Annotated in this window: 18 protein-coding genes; 9 read left to right on the forward strand and 9 right to left on the reverse strand. The window is 71.9% G+C overall.

What is annotated here, in order from left to right; all coding sequences use genetic code 11:
- Positions 1–12 precede the first annotated feature (12 nt).
- From DA075_RS28745 to DA075_RS28755, 3 genes are read left to right on the forward strand one after another with little or no spacing between them, the layout of a single operon-like run.
- Entirely contained in the window at positions 13–312 is a 300-nt protein-coding gene (locus DA075_RS28745) for a hypothetical protein (protein ID WP_099956107.1), read from the forward strand.
- A gap of 15 nt (positions 313–327) precedes the next feature.
- The gene (locus tag DA075_RS28750; RefSeq protein WP_099956108.1) at positions 328–2,478 is read left to right on the forward strand and encodes a peptidase domain-containing ABC transporter; all 2,151 of its coding nucleotides are present in this window, start codon (positions 328–330) and stop codon (positions 2,476–2,478) included.
- Entirely contained in the window at positions 2,475–4,001 is a 1,527-nt protein-coding gene (locus DA075_RS28755) for an HlyD family type I secretion periplasmic adaptor subunit (protein WP_099956109.1), read from the forward strand. The genes DA075_RS28750 and DA075_RS28755 overlap by 4 nt, the downstream gene beginning before the upstream one ends.
- 221 nt (positions 4,002–4,222) lie before the next feature.
- On the opposite strand, the gene DA075_RS28760 is transcribed toward DA075_RS28755, so the two are convergent.
- The 3 genes from DA075_RS28760 to DA075_RS28770 form a co-directional block, all read right to left on the reverse strand.
- Entirely contained in the window at positions 4,223–5,692 is a 1,470-nt protein-coding gene (locus tag DA075_RS28760) for an oligosaccharide flippase family protein (RefSeq protein ID WP_099956110.1), read from the reverse strand.
- Between the two features lie 96 nt (positions 5,693–5,788).
- Positions 5,789–6,679, reverse strand: a complete 891-nt coding sequence (locus tag DA075_RS28765; RefSeq protein WP_099956111.1) for a glycosyltransferase family 2 protein — start codon at positions 6,677–6,679, stop codon at positions 5,789–5,791.
- A gap of 5 nt (positions 6,680–6,684) precedes the next feature.
- Complete coding sequence (locus DA075_RS28770; protein WP_099956112.1) at positions 6,685–7,347, reverse strand: NeuD/PglB/VioB family sugar acetyltransferase; 663 nt, start codon at positions 7,345–7,347, stop codon at positions 6,685–6,687.
- 253 nt (positions 7,348–7,600) lie between these two features.
- Between DA075_RS28770 and DA075_RS28775 the strand changes: the two genes are divergently transcribed.
- Both DA075_RS28775 and DA075_RS28780 read left to right on the forward strand, forming a co-directional pair.
- Entirely contained in the window at positions 7,601–8,899 is a 1,299-nt protein-coding gene (locus DA075_RS28775) for a glycosyltransferase family 4 protein (protein ID WP_210207003.1), read from the forward strand.
- 149 nt (positions 8,900–9,048) lie between these two features.
- Entirely contained in the window at positions 9,049–9,684 is a 636-nt protein-coding gene (locus DA075_RS28780) for a LysE family translocator (protein WP_099956113.1), read from the forward strand.
- Between the two features lie 132 nt (positions 9,685–9,816).
- On the opposite strand, the gene DA075_RS28785 is transcribed toward DA075_RS28780, so the two are convergent.
- The 4 genes from DA075_RS28785 to DA075_RS28800 form a co-directional block, all read right to left on the reverse strand.
- Positions 9,817–11,349, reverse strand: a complete 1,533-nt coding sequence (locus DA075_RS28785; protein WP_099956114.1) for a sensor domain-containing diguanylate cyclase — start codon at positions 11,347–11,349, stop codon at positions 9,817–9,819.
- Between the two features lie 188 nt (positions 11,350–11,537).
- The gene (locus DA075_RS28790) at positions 11,538–12,035 is read right to left on the reverse strand and encodes a hypothetical protein (RefSeq protein WP_099956115.1); all 498 of its coding nucleotides are present in this window, start codon (positions 12,033–12,035) and stop codon (positions 11,538–11,540) included.
- Positions 12,036–12,043: 8 nt separating this feature from the next.
- Entirely contained in the window at positions 12,044–13,351 is a 1,308-nt protein-coding gene (gene rlmN, locus DA075_RS28795; protein WP_099956116.1) for a dual-specificity RNA methyltransferase RlmN, read from the reverse strand.
- 167 nt (positions 13,352–13,518) lie between these two features.
- On the reverse strand, positions 13,519–14,121 hold the full coding sequence (locus DA075_RS28800; protein ID WP_099956117.1) for an invasion associated locus B family protein: 603 nt from the start codon (positions 14,119–14,121) through the stop codon (positions 13,519–13,521).
- 174 nt (positions 14,122–14,295) lie between these two features.
- Between DA075_RS28800 and DA075_RS28805 the strand changes: the two genes are divergently transcribed.
- Complete coding sequence (locus DA075_RS28805) at positions 14,296–15,348, forward strand: phosphotransferase (protein WP_099956118.1); 1,053 nt, start codon at positions 14,296–14,298, stop codon at positions 15,346–15,348.
- On the opposite strand, the gene DA075_RS28810 is transcribed toward DA075_RS28805, so the two are convergent.
- Both DA075_RS28810 and DA075_RS28815 read right to left on the reverse strand, forming a co-directional pair.
- Positions 15,345–15,566, reverse strand: coding sequence for a hypothetical protein (locus tag DA075_RS28810; RefSeq protein WP_099956119.1), 222 nt, complete (start codon positions 15,564–15,566; stop codon positions 15,345–15,347). The genes DA075_RS28805 and DA075_RS28810 overlap by 4 nt on opposite strands.
- 140 nt (positions 15,567–15,706) lie before the next feature.
- The gene (locus DA075_RS28815) at positions 15,707–16,312 is read right to left on the reverse strand and encodes a GNAT family N-acetyltransferase (protein WP_099956120.1); all 606 of its coding nucleotides are present in this window, start codon (positions 16,310–16,312) and stop codon (positions 15,707–15,709) included.
- Positions 16,313–16,527: 215 nt separating this feature from the next.
- On the opposite strand from DA075_RS28815, the gene zapE reads away from it, so the two are divergent.
- From zapE to DA075_RS28830, 3 genes are all read left to right on the forward strand, one after another.
- The gene (gene zapE, locus DA075_RS28820) at positions 16,528–17,727 is read left to right on the forward strand and encodes a cell division protein ZapE (protein ID WP_099956121.1); all 1,200 of its coding nucleotides are present in this window, start codon (positions 16,528–16,530) and stop codon (positions 17,725–17,727) included.
- 82 nt (positions 17,728–17,809) lie between these two features.
- Positions 17,810–18,946, forward strand: coding sequence for a M20 family metallopeptidase (locus tag DA075_RS28825; protein ID WP_099956122.1), 1,137 nt, complete (start codon positions 17,810–17,812; stop codon positions 18,944–18,946).
- Between the two features lie 116 nt (positions 18,947–19,062).
- Entirely contained in the window at positions 19,063–19,650 is a 588-nt protein-coding gene (locus tag DA075_RS28830) for an NUDIX domain-containing protein (protein WP_099956123.1), read from the forward strand.
- Positions 19,651–19,662: the final 12 nt, after the last annotated feature.

A 19,662-nucleotide genomic window follows, 5' to 3' on the forward strand; every position in this document is an offset into this window, starting at 1 on the left:
AGGAGATCATCCATGATCACTGAAACCTACACGGACGGCATCAGCGAGATCACCGTGACCGGCTCGATCGTCCGGGTCGACCTGATGAGCCTGTCGCCGTCCGAGCGCGACGCCAACGGCAACCCGGTGCCGGTTCTGCGCCAGCGCCTGATCCTGCCGGCCGACGCCTTCGCCAACGCCGCCGACCTGATGCAGCAGGTCAAGAACAGCCTGATCGAATCCGGCGTCATCCATCCGGGACAGCAGCCGAGGGACGCCGTGCCCTTCGCCGGCGCCCGCCCGGGCCGCAACACCTCGCCGAACTTCTCCTGATCCTCCCAGAAAAGCTTGGGCGCCGCCGTGGATACCGGACTGCACTGCCTCGTCGCCGTCGCGCGCCACCACGGCGTCGACCTCGACCCTGAGCGCCTCGCCCATGCCTACGCGGTGGGGGACGAGGCGGTCTCGACCCCGCGCCTGACCCGGATGGCGCGGGAGGTGGGCCTTCGGGCCGGCCGCACCCGCCTGTCCTTCCGGAGCCTCACCGATCTCGGCGGCGCCTTCCCGGCGCTCGCCCACCTGAAGAACGGCAACTGGGTCGTCGTCACCGGCACCGACCGGAACGCCGAGACGCCGCGCCTGATCGTGTTCGATCCGAAGGCCGCCCGGCTCGAGCCGTTCCTCCTCGACGAACCCGCCTTCTGCGCCGCCTGGGGCGGCGAGGTGCTGCTGATGCGCCCCAAGGTCCGGCGGCGCACGCCCGACGGGCGCCGGCCGTTCGGGCTCCTGTGGTTCATCCCCGAGATCCTGCGCCAGCGCCGGCTCTTCTCCGACGTCATCGTGGCGGCGCTGGCGCTCTACGCCGTCGGCCTCGCGGTGCCGCTGTTCTCGCAGCTCGTCATCGACCGGGTGCTGACCCACGAATCCTATGCCACCCTCACGGTGCTGGCCGGCGGCGTGGTGCTGGCGCTGGTCTTCGAGGCCTGCTTCACGTTTCTCAGGCGCTACCTGCTGCTCTACGCCTCGAACCGCATCGACATCCGGGTTGCGGTCAAGACCTTCGCCCATCTTCTCGGCCTGCCGCTCGCCCATTTCGAGCAGGTGCCGGCGGGCATCCTGGTCAAGCACATGCAGCAGGCCTCCCGGGTGCGGGAGTTTTTGACCGGACGTCTTCTCACCACGGCGCTCGACGCCTGCTCGCTCCTCGTCTTCGTGCCGGTGCTGCTGCTCTACAGCCCGAAGCTGACCCTGGTGGTGCTCGTCTTCACGGGCCTCGTCGCGCTCACCATCGCGGCCCTGATCGGGCCGTTCCGGCGCCGGCTCCAGGCGCTCTACGACGCGGAGGGCGAGCGCCAGGCGCTGCTGGTCGAATCGGTCCAGGGCATGCGCACCATCAAGTCCCTGGCGATGGAGCCGTTGCAGGGCCGCCAGTGGGAGGATTCCTCGGCGCAAGCCGTGCAGATGCGCTACGGCGTCGAGCGGATCTCGGCCATCGCGCAGGCCGCGACGGGGCTCCTCGAAAAGCTCACCAGCGTCGCGATCATCGCCCTCGGGGCCCTCGACGTGTTCGACCGCACGATGACGGTCGGCGCGCTCGTCGCCTTCAACATGCTGGCTGGCCGCGTCTCGGGCCCGCTCGTGCAGATGCTCACCATGGCGCACGAGTACCAGGAGGTCGCGCTCTCGGTGCGGATGCTCGGCGAGGTGATGAACCGGGCGCCGGAGGCCGAGGGGCCGAGCCGGGGCCTGTGCCCGCCGGTGCGCGGCGAGATCACCTTCGAGGACGTGCGCTTCGCCTACGGGCCGGACCGGCCGCCCGCCCTCGACTCGGTGTCCTTCACGCTCGAGGCCGGCAGCATCGTCGGGGTGGTGGGGCGCAGCGGCTCAGGCAAGACCACCATCACCCGGCTGATCCAGCGCCTCTATCCGGTGCAGCAGGGTCTGGTGCGCCTCGACGGGCACGACATCCGCGAGATCGACCTCGCCCATCTGCGCCGCCAGGTCGGCGTCGTGCTGCAGGACAGCTTCCTGTTCCGCGGCACGGTGCGGGAGAACATCGCGGCGGCCAAGCCCTCGGCGAGCTTCGAGGAGATCGCCGAGGCCGCCCGCGCCGCCGGCGCCGACGAGTTCATCGAGCGCCTGCCGCGGGGCTTCGAGACGATGCTGGAGGAGAACGCCTCGAACCTCTCGGGCGGCCAGCGCCAGCGGCTGGCCATCGCCCGGGCCCTCGTCACCGATCCGCGGCTGCTGATCCTCGACGAGGCGACGAGCGCGCTCGATCCCGACAGCGAGGCGATCATCCGGCGCAACCTGCGCCGGATCGCCCGGGGCCGCACGGTGCTGATCGTCTCGCACCGTCTCGCCACCCTGGTCGACGCCAATGCGATCCTGGTGATCGACGGCGGCCGCCTCGTCGCGACCGGGCGCCACGACCAGTTGCTCACCTCCTGCACGACCTACCGCCACCTGTGGAACCAGCAGACGAGGCAGGCCGCATGAGCGCCCCCAAGCCCCAGGAGACTCCCGGCGAGACGGCCCGGCCGCCGCTCGCCTCCGTGCCCGCCTCGGATCCCGCCGCCAGGACTCCCGCCGGCAAGACTCCGGCCGGCAAGATTCCGGCCGGCAAGATTCCGGCCGGCAAGACGGCGGCTCCCCCCCGCGGCGAGGTCGTGGTCCTGCCGTCCCGGCGCCGGCCGGCCGTCGTCTCGGATTTCCAGCCCGACGCCCTGGCGGTGGAGGAGCGGGCGCCGCCCCGGATCGCCCGGGCGACGCTCTATACGGTCGCCGCCCTGCTCGCGACCGGCGTCGCCTGGTCGTGCCTGTCGGAGATCGACGAGATCGCCAGCACCCGCGGCCGGCTCGTCACCACGGTGCCGAACATCGTCGTCCAGCCCCTGGAGACGGCGGCGATCCGCTCGATCGCCGTCACGGTCGGCCAGTCGGTCAAGGCCGGCGAGACGCTCGCCGTGCTCGACCCGACCTTCAGCGAGGCCGACGTGCAGCAGCTCACGGCCCGGTTCGCCGCGGCGGAGGCCCTGGTGCGGCGGCTCGAGGCCGAGGACGCGGACCGGGACGCCGCCTTCGACCTGAAGCGCCCCGAACAGGCCCTCGAAGCCCGCCTCGCCAAGCAGCGCCGGGCCTTGCGCGACAGCCGCCTGCGCGGCCTCGACGAGGAGCTGGCCCGGGCCCAGTCGAGCCTCGACCGCAACCGCCGCGAGGAGACGGTGCTGCTCGCCCGCCTCGACGGCCTGCGGGAGATCGAGGGGATGCGCACCACGCTCCTGGAACAGCAGATCGGCTCGAAGCTCAACCTGCTCCAGACCCGCGACGCCCGCCTCGACGTCGAGGCCTCGCTGGTGCGCACCCGCGGCGCGCAAACGGAGGCGCGCCACGACCTCGCCAAGGCCACGGCCCAGCGCCAGGCCTTCCTCGACGAGACCGGCCGCACCGTCCTCGAGGCCCTGGCGGAGGCGCGCGAGAAGCGCACGGTCGCGGCAGAAGAGCTGCGCAAGGCGACCCTGCGCCGCCAGCTCGTGACGCTCACCGCCCCTGCCGACGGCACCGTGCTCGACATCGCCCAGCGCGGCGCCGGCTCGGTGGCCAAGCAGGCCGAGCCGCTCTTCACCCTGGTGCCGGCGGGCAGCCCGCTCGAGGCCGAGGTGATGATCCATCCCCGCGACATCGGCCACGTCGCGGCGGGCCAGACGGCGCGCATCAAGCTCGACGCCTTCCCGTTCCAGAAGCACGGCACGGTCTCGGGCCATGTCCGCACGGTGAGCCGCGATGCCTTCCCGTCCGACGCGGAAGGCCGCGGCAATCCCGGACCGGGCCAGCCCCCCGCCCTGTTCTACCGCGCCCGGATCAGCCTCGACGACACGGCCTTGCGCGCCCTGCCCGAGGGGGCTGGCCTGATTCCCGGCATGGCGGTGCAGGGCGAGGTCCGGGTCGGCCAGAAGCGGGTGATCGCGTATTTCCTGTACCCGCTGATGCAGGTGGCGGATGAGGGGATCCGGGAGCCGTAATCGCTCCCGTGCCGGACCGGCAGGATAAATTCATTATCCTCCATCGTCGTCGCGGGTTCCGCCGCGCGGACCCGGGATGACACGAAGTCCTTCAATTCCGTCGAGACAAACCGCACAGAACCTTGATCCGGCACCCCTCGACCCTCCATTCCGGGGCTCGCCTCACGACGCGAGACACCGGGACCGGATGTTGAGCGGCTCGGTTTGCAGTCGTGTGCCTCTCACCGCTCCACGCGCACCACCCGCGCCCGCAGCATCATCACCACCGGCCGGATCGTCTCCCGCACATGGCCGGCGACCGGGTGGTCGAGGAGCAGCATGGCGACGAGCCAGGCGCCGGCACCCCCGAATCCGGCGAGCACGCCCTGCGGGATGGTCAGGGCGAAGCCCCGGCCAGAGAGCGCGATGACGGCGAGGGGCGGCAGGGCCGTCGCGACCGTGACGAAGGCGCTGATCCGCAGCGCGCCGGCCATCTCGGCGAGGGTGAACGGCACCCGGCGGCGGATGAACCAGAGGGCGATCCCGACCTGAAGCGGGACGGTGACGAACTGGGTCGCCGCCACCGCGAGCGGGCCGCCGGAGGCCGACGCGGCGATGATGGCGGCGCTCGGCGGCAGGCCGATCAGGCTCGCCGTCAGGGTGTCGCGCAGGCCCCCGCTCGCCAGCAGCACCGGATAGGTCAGCATCGCCGGGAAGGTCAGCATCGAGGCGAGCGACAGGACCTGGACGATCGGCACGCTGGCGAGCCATTGCGCGCCGAGCAGCACCAGGACCACCGGCTGGGCGATGAGCGCCATGAGCAGGGCCACCGGCCAGAGCACCGCCGTGATGTTGCCGATCGAGGCGAGGTAGGTCGGCGCCAGGGCCCGCCCATCGCGGCGGTCGGCGGCGAACATCGGCAGGATCACCGCGCCGAGGCTGCCGAGGATCATCTTGTCGGGGAGCTGGCTCACCACCTGCGCCCGGCCGTAGAGGCCGACGAGGTCGGGCCCGCCGACGCGGCCGAGGAGGAAGATCGGCAGGAGGTCGTAGGCACGGTTGAGGAGCGTCGTCACGCTGGAGACCCCCCCGATCGCCAAAGCCGTGCGCCAGCCTCGGAGGCAGGGACGATAGACCCCGAGCTCGGGCCGGCCGGCGAGGCTCAAGGCCACCGTCGCGGCGGCGCTCGCCACCGTGGCCCAGGCGAAGCTCATCGCCCCGAAGCCGAGGAGCGCCAGGACGATCAGCACCAGGGCGTAGGTCAGGCAGGTGCCGACATTGACCCACATCAGGGCGGCGAACTGGAAGTCGCGGCGCATCAGCGCCATCAGGGGCCCGGAGAACGGCACCAGCAGGAAGCTCGCGGCGAGCACCCGCAGGTAGGGTTCGAGGAGGGGCTGGCCGTAGGCCCTGGCCCACAATCCGGCCGAGGCGAACAGCAGACCTGCGAAGAGCAGCGACAGGGCGAAGAGCACCGTGAAAGCGGTGCGGGCGCTCTGTTGCGAAGTGGTCGGCTCGTGGATGATGTAGTTGGTAGTGCCGAAATCGCGCAGGCCGTCGATGACCTGCACCAGTGCCACCCCGAGCATCGACAGCCCGACCTCCTCGGGGGTGAGCAGGCGCGAGACCAGGGCGGTCTGGCACAGGGTGATCGTGAGGACGAGGTAGCGTTCGCCCGAGACGAGCAGGACGGCGCGCTTGACGAGGCTCATCAACGATTCCTTGGTGATGAAACTTGGGCAGTGAAACTTGGGCGGTGAAACTTGGGCGGTGAAACCTCGCGTCGCGAGGGGCTGGTCGCGGGTGGATCAGGGCGATCCGGCGAGCGCCCCGGGCGTCGGCCAGGCCCGGCCGGCCCGCCAGATCCGGGCGAGGGCCGCGAGGTAGCGGGCCGGATCGAGGCCGGGGACGCAGTCCCGCGCCAGCACGGCCCGCGCCTCGGCCGGGCGGCCGAGTTCGGCGAGCTTCCGGGCATGGCCGAGCATCAGCCGGTTGCGGCAGCGCCGGGCGGACGGAGCGAGCTCGGCCGGCACCGCACCCTCGTCGAGGAGCGCCTTCAAGGTGGCGGCGAGCAGCGGCGGCGCCGGCACGCGCCGGGACGCGACCGCGGGACCCAGCACCGCCGTCGGCCGGGCGACGTAGCGGAACGGCCCCTGCAGGGCGAGGCGGCCCCACAGGTCGAGCTCCGGCCCGCCGCCGCAGCGGGTCGGAAACAGCCCGGCATCGATCGCCGCCGCCCGCTCGATCAGCGCTGCGCTCGCCCGCAACGGGGCGGCGCCGATCCGGAGCGCGAAGTCGAACGGGTCGGAGACGCGGCCCGAGGGCACGCTCATCGGCAGGAGCGGGCGGCCGCCCTCGCCCAGGACCGGATTGCCGAACACCGCAACGGCATCGCCGAAGCGGGTCGCGGCGACGAGCTCGGCAAGGTGGTCCTCCCGCCAGGAATCGCCCGGGTCGAGGAACGCCACCCATTCGGCCCGGGCGGCGGTCACGCCGCGGTTGCGGGCGGCGCCGCGTCCGGCCTCCCCCACGCGCAGGGCCCGCATCCGCGGATCGGCGCCTGCGACCCCGACCGCCCCCTCCCCGATCGCCAGGACCTCGTAATCGCCGAAGGTCTGGGCGCGGAGCGAGGCCAGCGCGGCTTCAGCGGAGACACCCGCCCGGAGCAGGAGCACGACCGAGACGCGGGGGCCGGGCATGGTGCTCACGCTCCTGTCCGCAGGGTGCGGGCCGGATTGCCCACCACGGTGGCGCCCGCCGGAACGTCGCGCAGCACCACCGCCCCGAGGCCGACCAGCGCCCGCTCGCCGATCGCCACGCGCTGGCGCAGCGCGCTGCCCGCCCCGACGTAGCAGGATCGCCCGAGCCGCACGAAGCCGCTGACGATGCAGCCCGGGGCCAGCACCGCCCCGTCCTCGATCACCGTATCGTGGCCGACGATCGCCCCGGGCCCGATGGCGACATGGGCCCCCACCACGACGCGGCCGGCGACGCAGGCGCCGGCATGGATGCAGGTGCCCGGGCCCAGGGTCGCCCGCGACGAGACCGCCGCGCCGGCATGGACCAGGGTGGCGAAGCGGCCCAAGTCGAGTCCGGTCCCGGCGATGATCGCCAGCCGCTCGCGGTGGCTGGCCTCGCTGCCGATGGCGTTGACGAAGCCCGTCCCGGGATCCTCCGCGAAACGCCGCGCCTCGCCGAGGCGGCCGAGCACCGGCAACCCGGCGACGGAATCGCCCTCGGGGCGAGCGTCGTCGAGGAAGCCGGCCACCCGCCAGGGAGCCGGCCCGAGTCCGGACCGGCTCTCGACGAGATCCAGGATGTCGAGGGCGTTGCCGCCGGTGCCGAGGATGATCAGGGGGCGCTGCATGGCTGTGCCGGAGCTGGGCCGGGTCGTGCCGCGGCTCACGTGAGGCTAGCCGGCCCTGCCCGCAGGATAAGCGTCGCAATCGTCGGCGCCGGGACCTCCGAAAGGCGTAAACCCGCCCGCCCTTCTGGGCACGGACGCCGCCGAATTCCGTCGCTCCCGCGCGAGGATACAGCCCCTAGGCTGTTCCCCGACGATCGCGCGACGCGGGGACGCCGCCCTCGCGCGCGACGGTACTTCGGGAGCGTCGCCGACCATGACAACCGGCCCCATCCATTCCGGCTCGATGACGATCGCCTACCTCGTCAACACCGCCCCGGTGACGAGCTCGACCTTCATCCGGCGCGAGATGGCGGCGCTGGAGGCCCAGGGCGTCACGGTGCGGCGCTTCGCGCTGCGGCGCTGGCACCAGCCCCTCGTCGATCCCGACGACGTCGCCGACCAGGCGCGCACCCATTACATCCTCAGCGGCAACCTGCCCGGCCTCGCCCTCGCCGCCCTGCGCCAGGCCGTCACCGGGCCGTCAGCCTTCGTCCGGGGGGCGTGGCTCGCCGCGCAGCTCGCCCGGTCGGCCGGCGGGGCGGTGCGGCACGCGGCCTATTTTCTCGAAGCGGTGTACTTCCTGCGCTGCCAGCGCCGGGAGGGGATCGCCCATACCCACGTGCACTTCTCGTCGAACGCCGCCGCGGTGGCGCTGATCGCCCGCACCATGGGCGGCCCTAGCTACAGCTTCACCGCCCACGGTCCCGACGAGTTCCTGACCGCCGCCGAGGACGGCCTTGCGCTGAAACTCTCCGGCGCCGCCTTCGCGGTGGCGATCTCGGATTTCTGCCGCGGGCAGCTCCTGCGATTCGGCGGGCCACGGTACCGCGACCGCATCGCGGTGGCGCGCTGCGGCCTCGACCTCAAGGATTTCGTGCCCTCGGAGCGGCCGGCCGGGGAGAGCCGGACGCTGGTCTGCGTCGGCCGGCTCTGCCCGCAGAAGGGGCAGGTCTACCTGCCGGCGGCCGTGGCGGCGTTGCGTGCGACGGAGGCGCCGTTCCGCCTGGTGATGATCGGCGACGGCGAGAGCCGCCCGGCAATCGAGGCCGAGATCGCCCGCCACGGCGTCGGCGACCTGATCGACTTGCGCGGCTGGCGGAGCAGCGCCGAAGTGCGCACGGCCATCGCCGAGTCCCGCGCCCTGGTTCTGCCGAGCTTCGCCGAAGGCCTGCCGATCGTGCTCCTCGAGGCGCTGGCGCTGGAGCGGCCGGTGGTGACCACCACCGTGGCGGGCATCCCGGAACTGGTCGACGAACGATGCGGCCGCATCGTGCCCCCGGGCGATGCAGCCGCCCTGACCAGCGCATTACGCGACATCCTGCGGGCCGACGACGCGGCGCTCGCGGCGATGGGCCGGGTCGGGCGCGCCCGCGTCGCCCGCCACCACGACCTCACGGCGCTGGCCACCACCCTGCGGGGTCTGTTCGCGGCGGCGATCGCCCGGGAGCAGGGCGCGGAAGCGCGGGTGGAGCGGACGGCGCCGCGGCGGGAGGCGGCGGAGGTCGAGCCCTGAGGGGGCCGGGCCGGAAAGGGCGCCGGTCTGCTCAGGAACGGCACGAAGCGAGGCCGCCCTCCGCCTGCGCCGGATATCGGACGCACCGTTCCGGCTTGCACCGGGCCTGCGGGCGGGTACAGACCGGGGCAGCCTCCCGGAGCCGCCCGATGAGCTTCCTGCCCGACACCCCGACGCTCCTCGCCTATCTGGCCGCCTGCCTGGTGCTGTTCGTCACGCCCGGGCCCGACATGAGCCTGACGCTCGCCCGCACCATCGGGTCGGGGCGGCGGGCCGGGATCGTGACGGTCCTGGGCACGAGCCTCGGCACCCTGATCCACACGCTGGCCGCCGTGCTCGGCATCTCGGCGCTGATCGCCGCCTCGGCCACCGCCTTCACGGTGCTGAAGGTCGTGGGCGCCCTCTACCTCGCCTGGCTGGCGATCGACGCCCTGCGCCGCGGCTCGGCCCTCCACGTCCGGGTCGAGACGGTGCGGGGCGGCCTGTGGCGCACCTTCTGGCTGGGGCTCGGCGTCAACCTGACCAACCCCAAGGTGGTCCTGTTCTTCCTGACCTTCCTGCCGCAATTCGTGCGCGCCGACGCCCCCGACCCGACCGGCCAGCTCGCCTTTCTGGGCCTCGCCTTCGTGGGCCTGTCGCTGCCGCTCGGAATCCTGATGGTGCTCGGCGCCGCCCGGGTCACCGGCGCGCTCCAGTCCCGGCCGCGGCTGATGCGGGGGATCGACTGGCTGTTCGCCGGGCTGTTCGGCACCTTCGCGGCCCGCATCCTGCTGACGGTGCGCTGACAGGTTATACCCCTCGCCTTCGAACGGACTCGTTCGAAGGCGCTGGCTAAGCCCGAATGGGCGCCGATGCGCCGGACGCCCTCGCATCGACGCGTCGATGCGAAAGCGCGATGGTATCAGACGGCTGATCCCTCAGGAGAAGGCGACGTCCGATCCCGCGACCAGCTGCAGATGGGCGGCGGCCGGGCGCGTCTCGGCCCGGCAGGTGCGGTTGCGGCCCGCGCTCTTGGCGGCGTAGAGCGCCGCGTCCGCCGCCCGGTAGAGCTCGTCCGGGGAGGTGCCCGCGGCCTCCGCGAGCCCGATGCTCACCGTGACCGAGCCGGCCGGCAGGCCGGCCGCGGGCAAAGCCAGGGTCGTCACCTCGTGGTGCAGGCGCTCGGCGACCCGGGCCGCTCCCTCCACGTCGGTGTCCGGCAGGATCACGCCGAATTCCTCGCCGCCGATCCGGCAGACGAGGTCGTGCGGCCGAAGGAGGCAGGCCGACAGGCAGCGCGCCAGCCCGTGCAGGATCTCGTCGCCGACCGCGTGGCCGTAGCGGTCGTTGAAGCGCTTGAAATGGTCGGCATCGACGATCAGCAGCGCGAGGGGCCGCTCGCTGCGGGCCGCCGCCCGCAGGGCCTGGTGCAGGGCCTCGTCGAAGCGGCGCCGGTTCGGCAGCCCGGTCAGCCCGTCGGTCAGCGAGAGCCGGGCGAGCTCGGCCTCGACCGCCTCGCGCCGCCGCAACTCCCGCCCGCACAGCAGGGCGAGCAGCACCGCGAAACCGAACAGGGCGAGGAGCGTGAGGCCGATCATCAGCGCCTTCGCGCGCCAGCCGGCTTCGATCTCCTCCGTGCTCATCCCGATCGACAGGATGAGCGGCCAGTCGCCAACCTGCGTGAAGGTGAAGAGCCGGCGCACGCCGTCGCGCCTGGCCCGCTCGACGAAGCGGCCGTTCCGCTCCTTTACGATCCTCTGGAAGACCGGTGCCCCGGAGACGTCGGTGCCGACGTCGCGCACGTCGTAGGGGAAGCGGACGATTTGGATGCCGTCCTGACGGACGAGGTTGAGGGTGCCGGCCGGCCCGAGGCCGATCTTGGCGAGCATCTGGGTGAAATGCGACAGCTTCAGCGTCGCCACCACCACGCCGCCGAACGACCCGTCCGGCTTGTTGACGCGCCGGCTGAAGGCGACCGTGTAGGCGCCCGACATCCGCGACTCGTACGGCTTGCTGATGTAGAGCCCGAGATCCGGGTTCCGCCGATGGACGTCGAAATAGTCACGGTCGAGGAACGTGCCGCCGGCATTCGGGGGAAAGCGCGAGTTCAGGACGCCGTTGCCGTGCTCGTCGAACAGCACCAGGATGCCCATGCCGTCGGCGGTCACGACGCGGTCGAACAGCAGCAATTGCCGCAGGCTCTCCGGCGCGGCGGCGACCTGCGGGTTCTCGATCTTGGCGAGCATGCCCCGCAAGGCCAGGTCCATGATCTCGACGTTGCGCGCGATGTCGGTCTCGGTCACCCGCAGCAGGTTCTGAGAGGTCTCCTCCGCCCGGGCCCACATCTCCTGTCGCAGCTCGTACAGCATGAAGCTCGAGACGAGCAGCATACCGAGGGGGGCCATCACGCCGAGCACGATCCAGACCCGGACGGTCTTGAGCGCGGCGAGAAAGCGGCGCGGCGGCGGCATCGGCAGGCATCTCTCCGGAAGGTCCCGTGAAGAACCCTAGCGTGCGCCCGCGATTCTGAACAAGACTTTCACGAACCAGGAAAGCCTGGATGTCTTCCACAGCCGCGACACGATTGCGACTGCGGTAACATGTGAGATGATTGACAGGAACTCCCCGGCGGGGCGCCTATGCGCCGCGCGACCGTGGGTCAGCGCCGCGGTGCGGCCCACATCGTCGCCGGTCCGCGCCCGGCGAAGCGCCCGGCGGCGAGCCAGTAGATCAGGCCGGCGACGCCGCCGGCGCAGAACAGGATCGCCGTGACCCGCCCCTCCCCGGTCCCGGCGGGCCCGGCGCCGCCGCGCATCAGCCAGGGCAGGAGCGCGGTCAGGAGGCCGGTCGCGCCGCCGTACCAGGCGAGCGAGCGCCAGCCCAGCACCTCGCCGACGACCGCGTTGAGGGCGGGCGGCACCGCGACGAGGAGCAGGATGGCGCGCCCGAGGCTCATGCCCCCCTCGATCATCGCGGGATCCGGGGCGTAGCCCTCGGCGAGGTCCGACAGCACGGCCTCGAGCCCCGACAGGCCGAGGGTGCCGAGAAGGTCGCGCAGGACCGGGTCCATCACGACGCCGATCCCGAGGGCGAGGCCGCCGCAGGCGACCGCCAGCAGGAGCGCGGTCGCGACGGCGAGGAGACGGCCGAGGGACATGCGACCGCTCAGTCGTCGTCGTGGCCCGCGGCGTAGACGCCCTCGGCCCCGATCCCCTCCTCCAGCATCAGCCGGGCGCGGGCGCGCAGCTTCTCGGTCTCGCTCTTGAGCTGGCCGCAGGCCGCCAGGATGTCCCGGCCCCGCGGCGTGCGCACCGGCGAGGCGTAGCCGGCATTGAACACGATCTCGGAGAAGCGCTCGATCCGCTCCCAGTCCGAGCACTCGTACTTGGAGCCGGGCCAGGGATTGAACGGGATCAGGTTGATCTTGGCCGGGATGCCCTTGAGCAGGCGCACCAGTTCCTTCGCCTCGGCGTCGGAATCGTTGACGCCCTTCAGCATCACGTATTCGAAGGTGATGCGGCGGGCGTTCGACACGCCCGGATAGTCGCGGCAGGCCTGGAGCAGGTCGCGGATCGGGTATTTGCGGTTGAGCGGCACCAACTCGTTGCGCAGGTCGTCGCGCACGGCGTGCAGCGAGATCGCCAGCATGGCGTTGGCCTCGAGGCCGAGGCGCTCGAATTGCGGCACCACGCCGGAGGTCGAGACGGTGATGCGCCGGCGCGACAGGCCGAGGCCTTCATGATCGCTCATCACCCCGACCGCGTCGATGACGTTGTCGACGTTGTAGAGCGGCTCGCCCATGCCCATGAACACGATGTTCGAGACGAAGCGCGAGCCCTCGACCGGCACGAAGGCGCCCTTCGGCGGGGTCCGGCCCGGCCAGTCGCCGAGGCGGTCGCGGGCCACGACCAGCTGCGAGACGATCTCCTGGCACGACAGGTTGCGCACCAGGCGCTGCGTGCCGGTGTGGCAGAACGAGCAGGTCAGGGTGCAGCCGACCTGGGACGAGACGCAGAGCGTGCCGCGGTCGTTGGCCGGGATGTAGACGCACTCGATCTCGGCGCCGCGGTTGTGGTCGTGCCGGCCGGTCGGCGGCATGCGGATCAGCCACTTGCGGGTGCCGTCGCGCGACACCTGCTCGCTGACCACCTCGGGCCGGTCGAGGGTGTGGATGCCGGCGAGCTGACCCTTCAGCACCTTGCTGACATTGGTCATCTCGTCGAAGGACGCGGCGCCGCGCACGTTGATCCAGTGCCAGAGCTGGCCGGCGCGCATGCGCTGCTCGCGCTCGGGCACGCCGATCGCGGCGAGCCTGCCCTTGAGGGCCTCTCGGGTGAGGCCGACGAGCGAGGTCGGGCCGGTCGTCTCCAGTGCCTCGGGACGGATCTCGGGCGTCTTCTCGATCGCCGGAGCCTCTGCTGCTGGTACGGCGCCATTCCCGCGCCGGGCGGTGTCGAACGACGCCGTCGCCATGATATCGTGAACCTTCGAAGGAAGCGGATTACGGCCGCATATAGGGGTATCCGGGCCGGAACGCGATGGGCCGGCGCCGAATCCCGCAAAAACAGTCCTGTGCAAGCGTAAGACCCGCGAAAAGCGCAAGACCCGCGAAGCTGTACCTTGCGCGATCGAACCCGGCGCTACTTGCACTCCTCGCGGGTGCGCTTCATCGCCTCGCCGAAGCCGTCGAGGGCGTATTCGTCGGTCGAGACGTTGCCGCGCTGCGACACGGCCTTGATGACCACCTTCTTGCCGCGGCCCATCTCGGCCACGACCTTGCTCTCGTCGGCCGGGTTCTGCACCCAGGCATTGGCGCCCTTCACCACCAGGGCGTAGCGGGCCGAGCCGATCGACAGGCTGGGATCGGAGGCCGAGGAGGCCGGGGTCGGCACCGGGCCGTTCGCCGCGGCGGTGGTGGTCGACTGGCCGCTGCCGGGCTTGGGCGCGAAGCCCAGCATCACCGCGACCTCGTTGTTGACCTTCTCGCCCTTGCGCACGGTGACGAAGAGATAGGCCGGATCGCGCTTGAGGCTCTTGGGCAGGCGCACCTGCGGCTGGCTGATGGCGTAGCAGAGGCGCGACTTGCCCTCGCCGGCGGCGAAGACGTTCCAGTCGCCGAAAGTGCCGATGGGGCTGGCCTGGAGGCTCGGAGGCGCCGCCTCCGCCTTGGGCTTCGGCTTGGCGGCGGCGGGCAGGGCGATGGCAAACAGGCCGAGAGCGGCGAGGAGGGATGCGCGAATCATGCGGGCACTCTAGTCGCGGGGGGTGCGCTTGCCCACCCGATCGCCGGAAAATGCGGCGAAATCAGTGGGGTACACACAGGTCCCGACGAATTGCTGCGGTGCACGAATGACCCGCGGCCACCGGTGGGGCATGGTCCGGTGAGGAAACGTCGACTGAAAGGCCGCGAAGGTCGCATGAACGCCCCATCCCCGTCGGACCTGCCCGAGACCATCCCGGTGCGCGAGGCGCACCGCTTCCCGACCGAGGCGCTGGATGCGTTCCTCGCCCAGCAGGGGCTGGGGCGGCTGAACGAGCTGCGCCAGATGCGCGGCGGGCAGTCGAACCCGACCTTCCTGGTCCTGGCCGAGGCCGGCGAGTACGTGCTGAGGAAGCAGCCCCCGGGCAAGCTCCTGCCCTCCGCCCATGCGGTCGACCGGGAGTTCCGGGTGCTGCAAGCGCTCTCGCGCACCGACGTGCCGGTGCCGCAAGCGGTGGCGTATTGCGCCGATCCGACGGTGATCGGCACGCCGTTCTACCTGATGGAGCGGCTGCAGGGCCGCGTGTTCTGGGACCCGACGCTGCCGGAGCTGCCGCGCGAGGAACGGGCGGGGATCTATTACGGCATGAACGAGGCCCTGGCGCGCCTCCACCTGGTCGATCCGGCGGCGATCGGCCTTTCCGATTTCGGCCGCGCCGGCAACTACTTCCAGCGCCAGATCGAGCGCTGGTCGAAGCAGTGGGTCGCCTCGAAGACCCGCGAGAACGCCGCGATCGACCGCCTCGCCGAGTGGCTGCCGGCCCATATCCCGGCCGACAGCGACGAGACCCGCATCGTCCACGGCGACTTCCGCCTCGACAACATGATCTTCCACAAGACCGAGCCGCGGGTGATCGGCATCATCGACTGGGAGCTGGCCACGCTCGGCCATCCGCTCGCCGATCTCGGCTACAATTGCATCGCCTACAACACCGCTCCCACCGCCTATCGGGGCATGCTCGGGCGCGACCTCCCGGCCTTGGGCATTCCCACCCAGGACGAGTATGTGCGCCGCTACTGCGAACGCACCGGACGGAGCGACGGCATCACGCCGTTCCACGTCGCCTTCGCGCTGTTCCGCCTGGCGGTGATCCTCGAGGGCGTGCTCGCCCGCGCGAAGGCCGGCAACGCCTCGAGCGACGAGGCGAGCCAGAAGGGCGCGCTCGGCATCGCGCTGGCCGAACGGGGCTGGGAGCTGGCGCGGAGCTAGAGGGCTTCGCGCTCGCGGCGGCGCTGCAGGCGGGTGACGCCGTAGACCGTCGCGAGCCGGAGGCGCGCGGAGCGGACCGGCGGGGCGCTGCGCTCCGCCTGGACCGCCGCGATGGTGCGGAGCGCCGCCGCGACGGAGCGCTCCAGCTGCGACTGGATCTGGCTCGACTGGATCTGGGCGGCCTTGTCGTCGCCGCGTGGGGTACGAACGGGTTGCATCGGGACGTCCCCTGCTCTCGTCTTGCCTCCGGTTTGAGCCGAACAATCCGGCGCGGACGGGGCCGGATGGTGGCGAGTCCAGGCCCCGATTAAGACTTTGTTCATTCCTCCACAGCGGATTGCCACGCCGCCGGAGGGCGTCAGACCACCGTCATGACCGGCCACGCGGCCGAGCACGCCGCCGAGGCGGCCGCCGCGACGTCGAACAACCCGTCCACGCCTTCGCGCCAGAGCGAGAACATCGTCGGCGGGCTGAGGGCCAGGACAGCGTGCACCTCCTGGCCGCCGAGGCGGAGTTCGGCGCCGAGGCGCTGGGCCAGCGCCCGCATCCGCCGGTTGCCGGGCAGGCAGCGCAGGTGCAGCCGGCGCGTGCCGCCGTTGCGGGCGGCCTCGGCGAGGCGCGCGCCGAGGGCGGCGCCGAGCCCGCGGCCGCGATGGCCGGGCGCCACCGCGAAGGCGATCTCGGCCTCGGCCGTCGTGCCGGCGGGACGCAGCTCGCCGACGCCCCGCAAGACGCCGTCCGTGAAGGCGCCGAAGATCTGACCCTCGGCAGCGACGGCGTGCGACGCGTAGGCCGCGGCCCGGGCCTCGCTCACCGTGCCCATGAAGCGGTCGAAGCGCGAATCCGGGTCGAGGCTTTGAAACAGCGACACGACCGCGTTGCGGTCGCTCGACCAGAGGCGCCGGACTTGGATCCCGGCAGGACGCCGAATCTGGGTGTCGGCGGGCAGGGGGGTATCTGGCATTCTCGAGGTGCACTCCGGACAGGGGACAGCACGATCTCGAGCGTTTCCTCATCCCGGCCTTCGACCGGGATTGTGCAATGCAGCAGATGGGGGCGCCGTTCCGGGGCCGCATGGCACGACGGCCGTGCTGCCGGCGCATGCGTCCGCCATGATCCCACCGCATTGCCGAGATCCCCCGCATTGCGCGCACCGCGCCCGCGCGATAAGCCCCGCCGGTGACCCACAGCCCCGCTTCCACCGCCCGCGGCCCGGTCGCCGCCCGCTACGACGCCCTGGTCGATTCGGGTGCGATCGAGCGCGATTCCGCCCAGACCGATCTCGTCGCCCGCCTCGACGGCCTGATCCGCGACCTCGCGGAGGTGCCGCCGCCGTCGAGCCCCGGCGTCCTCGGCCGGCTGTTCGGCCGCAAGCCGGAACCGGTCGCCGGCCCGCCCGGCCTCTACGTCTGGGGCCTGGTCGGCCGCGGCAAGACCATGCTGATGGACCTCTTCCACGAGGCGGCGCCCAGCCCGAAGCGCCGGGTCCATTTCCACGCCTTCATGGGCGACGTGCACGAGCGCATCCACCGCCACCGCCAGGCGCTGAAGCAGGGTACCGCCAGGGGCGACGACCCGATCGCGCCGGTGGCCGAGGCGCTCGCGGCCGAGGCGCGCCTGCTCTGCTTCGACGAGTTCACCGTCACCGACATCGCCGACGCGATGATCCTCGGGCGCCTGTTCACCGCCCTGTTCGCCCGCGGCGTGGTGATGGTGGCGACCTCGAACGTCGAGCCCGACCGGCTCTACGAGGGCGGCTTGAACCGCGCCCTGTTCCTGCCCTTCATCGAGCAGCTGAAGGAGCGGGTCGCGGTGGTGCGGCTCGATTCGCGCACCGATTTCCGTCTCGAGAAACTCGGCGGCAGCCCGGTCTACCACGTGCCGGCGGACGAGGCGGCGGAAGCCGCACTCACGCACGCGTTCCGGGCCCTGTCCGGCGAGCCGAAAGGCAGGCCGACGACGATCCAGGTCAAGGGCCACGAGGTGGCGATCCCCGAGGCCGCCGGCGGCGTCGCCCGCTTCACCTTCGCGGATCTCTGCGCCCGGCCGCTCGGCGCCGCCGATTACCTGACGCTCGCCGAGCGCTTCCACACGGTGATCGTGGAGGAGATCCCGGTGATGGACATGCCCCAGCGCAACGAGGCCAAGCGCTTCATCATTCTGGTCGACGCGCTCTACGACACCCGCACCAAGCTCTTGGCTTCCGCCGCCGCCGAGCCGACCGGGCTCTACCTCGCCGATTCCAGCCGCGAGGCGTTCGAGTTCGAGCGGACGGTCTCGCGCCTGATCGAGATGCGCTCGGAGGAATACCTCGCCCTGCCGCATGGGAGGCCGGATTCCGAGGCTTCGGGCAGCTCGACCGGGCTGGTGGAGACGTAACGCGCTCTTCTTGTTCGCGCCGCAATTCGCGCGCCGAAGCGGTGGCGCATTCTCGTTGTTAGACCATTCCCCGAGGCTCCCGATGACTTCCTCCTCTCTCCCGACCGACCTCTCGCCGGAGCGCGCCATCGCGGCCATCTCGCGCTGGCTGGCGGTGGAGAGCCCGACGGATTCGGCCGAGGGCGTGAACCGGATGATGGACCTCGTCACTGACGAGGCCGCCACCTTAGGCCTCGCCGCCGAGCGGGTGCCGGGCCGCGACGGGTTCGGCGACAACCTGATCCTGCGGGCCGGTCCCCGGACGGCGGAGCCCGGCATCCTGGTCCTCTCCCACCTCGACACCGTGCACCCGATCGGCACGCTCGCAGGCGACTTGGCCGTGCGGGTCGAGGGCGACCGGCTCTACGGCCCGGGCGTCTACGACATGAAGGGCGGCGCCTGGCTGGCGCTCCAGGGCTTCGCGGCGGCGTCCCGCTCCGGCCTCGCGCGGCGCCCCCTCACCTTCCTGTTCACCAGCGACGAGGAGACCGGATCGCAATCGACCCGCGGGCTGATCGAGGATCTGGGGCGGGAAAGCGCCGCCGTTCTGGTGACCGAGCCCGGCCGCGACGGCGGCAAGGTGGTGACCGGGCGCAAGGGCGTCGGCCGCTTCGACGTCCATGTCGAGGGCCGCCCCTCCCATGCCGGAACCCGCCACGCCGACGGCCGCAACGCCATCCGGGAGGCGGCCCGGCTGATCCTGGAGATCGAGGGGCTGACCGATTACTCCCGCGGCGTCACCACGACGGTCGGGGTCATCGCCGGCGGCACCGCCGAGAACGTGGTGCCGCAGCATTGCCGCTTCGCGGTCGACCTGCGGGTCGTGACCGCGGCGGACGGGCAGGATTACGCGCGCCGGATCCTCGGGCTCTCCGCCGCGCAGGATTTTCGCGTGACGGTGACCGGCGGCATGAACCGGCCGCCCTACGATTCCGAGGCGGGGGCGACGCTCTATGCCCATGCCCGGGCGCTGGCGCGGGACGAGCTCGGGATCGACCTCGGCGAGGTGCCGCTCACCGGCGGCGGCTCGGACGGCAACTTCACCGCGGCTCTGGGCATCCCGACCCTCGACGGCCTCGGCATCGACGGCGACGGGGCGCATACCCTGCAGGAATACGGCCTGATCTCCTCGATCGCGCCCCGGATGCGGCTGATGCAGCGGCTCCTGGAGACGCTGTGACGACGACGCTGTGACGACGACGCTGACGATCCGGGGCGGGCGCGATCTTTCGCGCCCGCCCCGCGTTGCCGGCCCGCATCCTGCACGGATGCGGGACCGCGACGGATAGCAGGCGCATGACCGACCGCACCAATCCCTGGGTGACGCTCTCCCGCGAGCGCCGCTACGAGGACCGCTACCTTGGCCTCGACCTCGACCAGTTGCGGCACGAATCCGGCCGCGAGCATCCCCACGTCGCCCTGCGCTTCAAGGTGTTCGGCGTCGCGGTGCTGCCGGTCGATTCCGCCGGCCGGGTCGGCTTGATCGGCCAGTACCGCTACGTGCTCGACCGCTTCACCTGGGAGCTGCCCCGCGGCTCCGGCCCGGTCGCCGACGACGCGCTCGCCACCGCCCGGCGCGAACTGGCGGAGGAGACCGGCGACGAGGCGGAATCCTGGCTCGAATTGCTGCGCCTCGACGCCTCGCCGGGCATTTCGAGCGAGCGGGTGCCGGGCTTCGTCGCCTGGAACCTGCGCCGCGGCCCGGCCCATCCGGACCCGCAGGAGAGCCTGCGCATACGCCGCCTGCCCTTCGCCGAGGCGGTGAGCGAGGCCCTGTCGGGTGCGATCACCGACGGGCCGAGCGTGGCTCTGCTCCTGTGCCTGGCCGAGCGGGCCCGGCGGGGGGACCTGCCGGAGGATTTGCTGGAGTTGCTGAAGGGGTAGCGGATCGACCTT

Origin of the sequence: Methylobacterium currus (assembly GCF_003058325.1) — a bacterium.
GTDB lineage: Bacteria > Pseudomonadota > Alphaproteobacteria > Rhizobiales > Beijerinckiaceae > Methylobacterium > Methylobacterium currus.

What these genes read in the sequence shown, in the direction of transcription:
- DA075_RS28745 (WP_099956107.1), top strand. Translation starts at nt 13, where the DNA reads ATGATCACTGAAACCTACACGGACGGCATCAGCGAGATCACCGTGACC.
- DA075_RS28755 (WP_099956109.1), top strand. Translation starts at nt 2,475, where the DNA reads ATGAGCGCCCCCAAGCCCCAGGAGACTCCCGGCGAGACGGCCCGGCCG.
- DA075_RS28760 (WP_099956110.1), bottom strand. Translation starts at nt 5,692, where the DNA reads ATGAGCCTCGTCAAGCGCGCCGTCCTGCTCGTCTCGGGCGAACGCTAC.
- DA075_RS28765 (WP_099956111.1), bottom strand. Translation starts at nt 6,679, where the DNA reads ATGCCCGGCCCCCGCGTCTCGGTCGTGCTCCTGCTCCGGGCGGGTGTC.
- DA075_RS28770 (WP_099956112.1), bottom strand. Translation starts at nt 7,347, where the DNA reads ATGCAGCGCCCCCTGATCATCCTCGGCACCGGCGGCAACGCCCTCGAC.
- DA075_RS28775 (WP_210207003.1), top strand. Translation starts at nt 7,601, where the DNA reads ATGACAACCGGCCCCATCCATTCCGGCTCGATGACGATCGCCTACCTC.
- DA075_RS28780 (WP_099956113.1), top strand. Translation starts at nt 9,049, where the DNA reads ATGAGCTTCCTGCCCGACACCCCGACGCTCCTCGCCTATCTGGCCGCC.
- DA075_RS28785 (WP_099956114.1), bottom strand. Translation starts at nt 11,349, where the DNA reads ATGCCGCCGCCGCGCCGCTTTCTCGCCGCGCTCAAGACCGTCCGGGTC.
- DA075_RS28790 (WP_099956115.1), bottom strand. Translation starts at nt 12,035, where the DNA reads ATGTCCCTCGGCCGTCTCCTCGCCGTCGCGACCGCGCTCCTGCTGGCG.
- rlmN (WP_099956116.1), bottom strand. Translation starts at nt 13,351, where the DNA reads ATGGCGACGGCGTCGTTCGACACCGCCCGGCGCGGGAATGGCGCCGTA.
- DA075_RS28800 (WP_099956117.1), bottom strand. Translation starts at nt 14,121, where the DNA reads ATGATTCGCGCATCCCTCCTCGCCGCTCTCGGCCTGTTTGCCATCGCC.
- DA075_RS28805 (WP_099956118.1), top strand. Translation starts at nt 14,296, where the DNA reads ATGAACGCCCCATCCCCGTCGGACCTGCCCGAGACCATCCCGGTGCGC.
- DA075_RS28810 (WP_099956119.1), bottom strand. Translation starts at nt 15,566, where the DNA reads ATGCAACCCGTTCGTACCCCACGCGGCGACGACAAGGCCGCCCAGATC.
- DA075_RS28815 (WP_099956120.1), bottom strand. Translation starts at nt 16,312, where the DNA reads ATGCCAGATACCCCCCTGCCCGCCGACACCCAGATTCGGCGTCCTGCC.
- DA075_RS28825 (WP_099956122.1), top strand. Translation starts at nt 17,810, where the DNA reads ATGACTTCCTCCTCTCTCCCGACCGACCTCTCGCCGGAGCGCGCCATC.
- DA075_RS28830 (WP_099956123.1), top strand. Translation starts at nt 19,063, where the DNA reads ATGACCGACCGCACCAATCCCTGGGTGACGCTCTCCCGCGAGCGCCGC.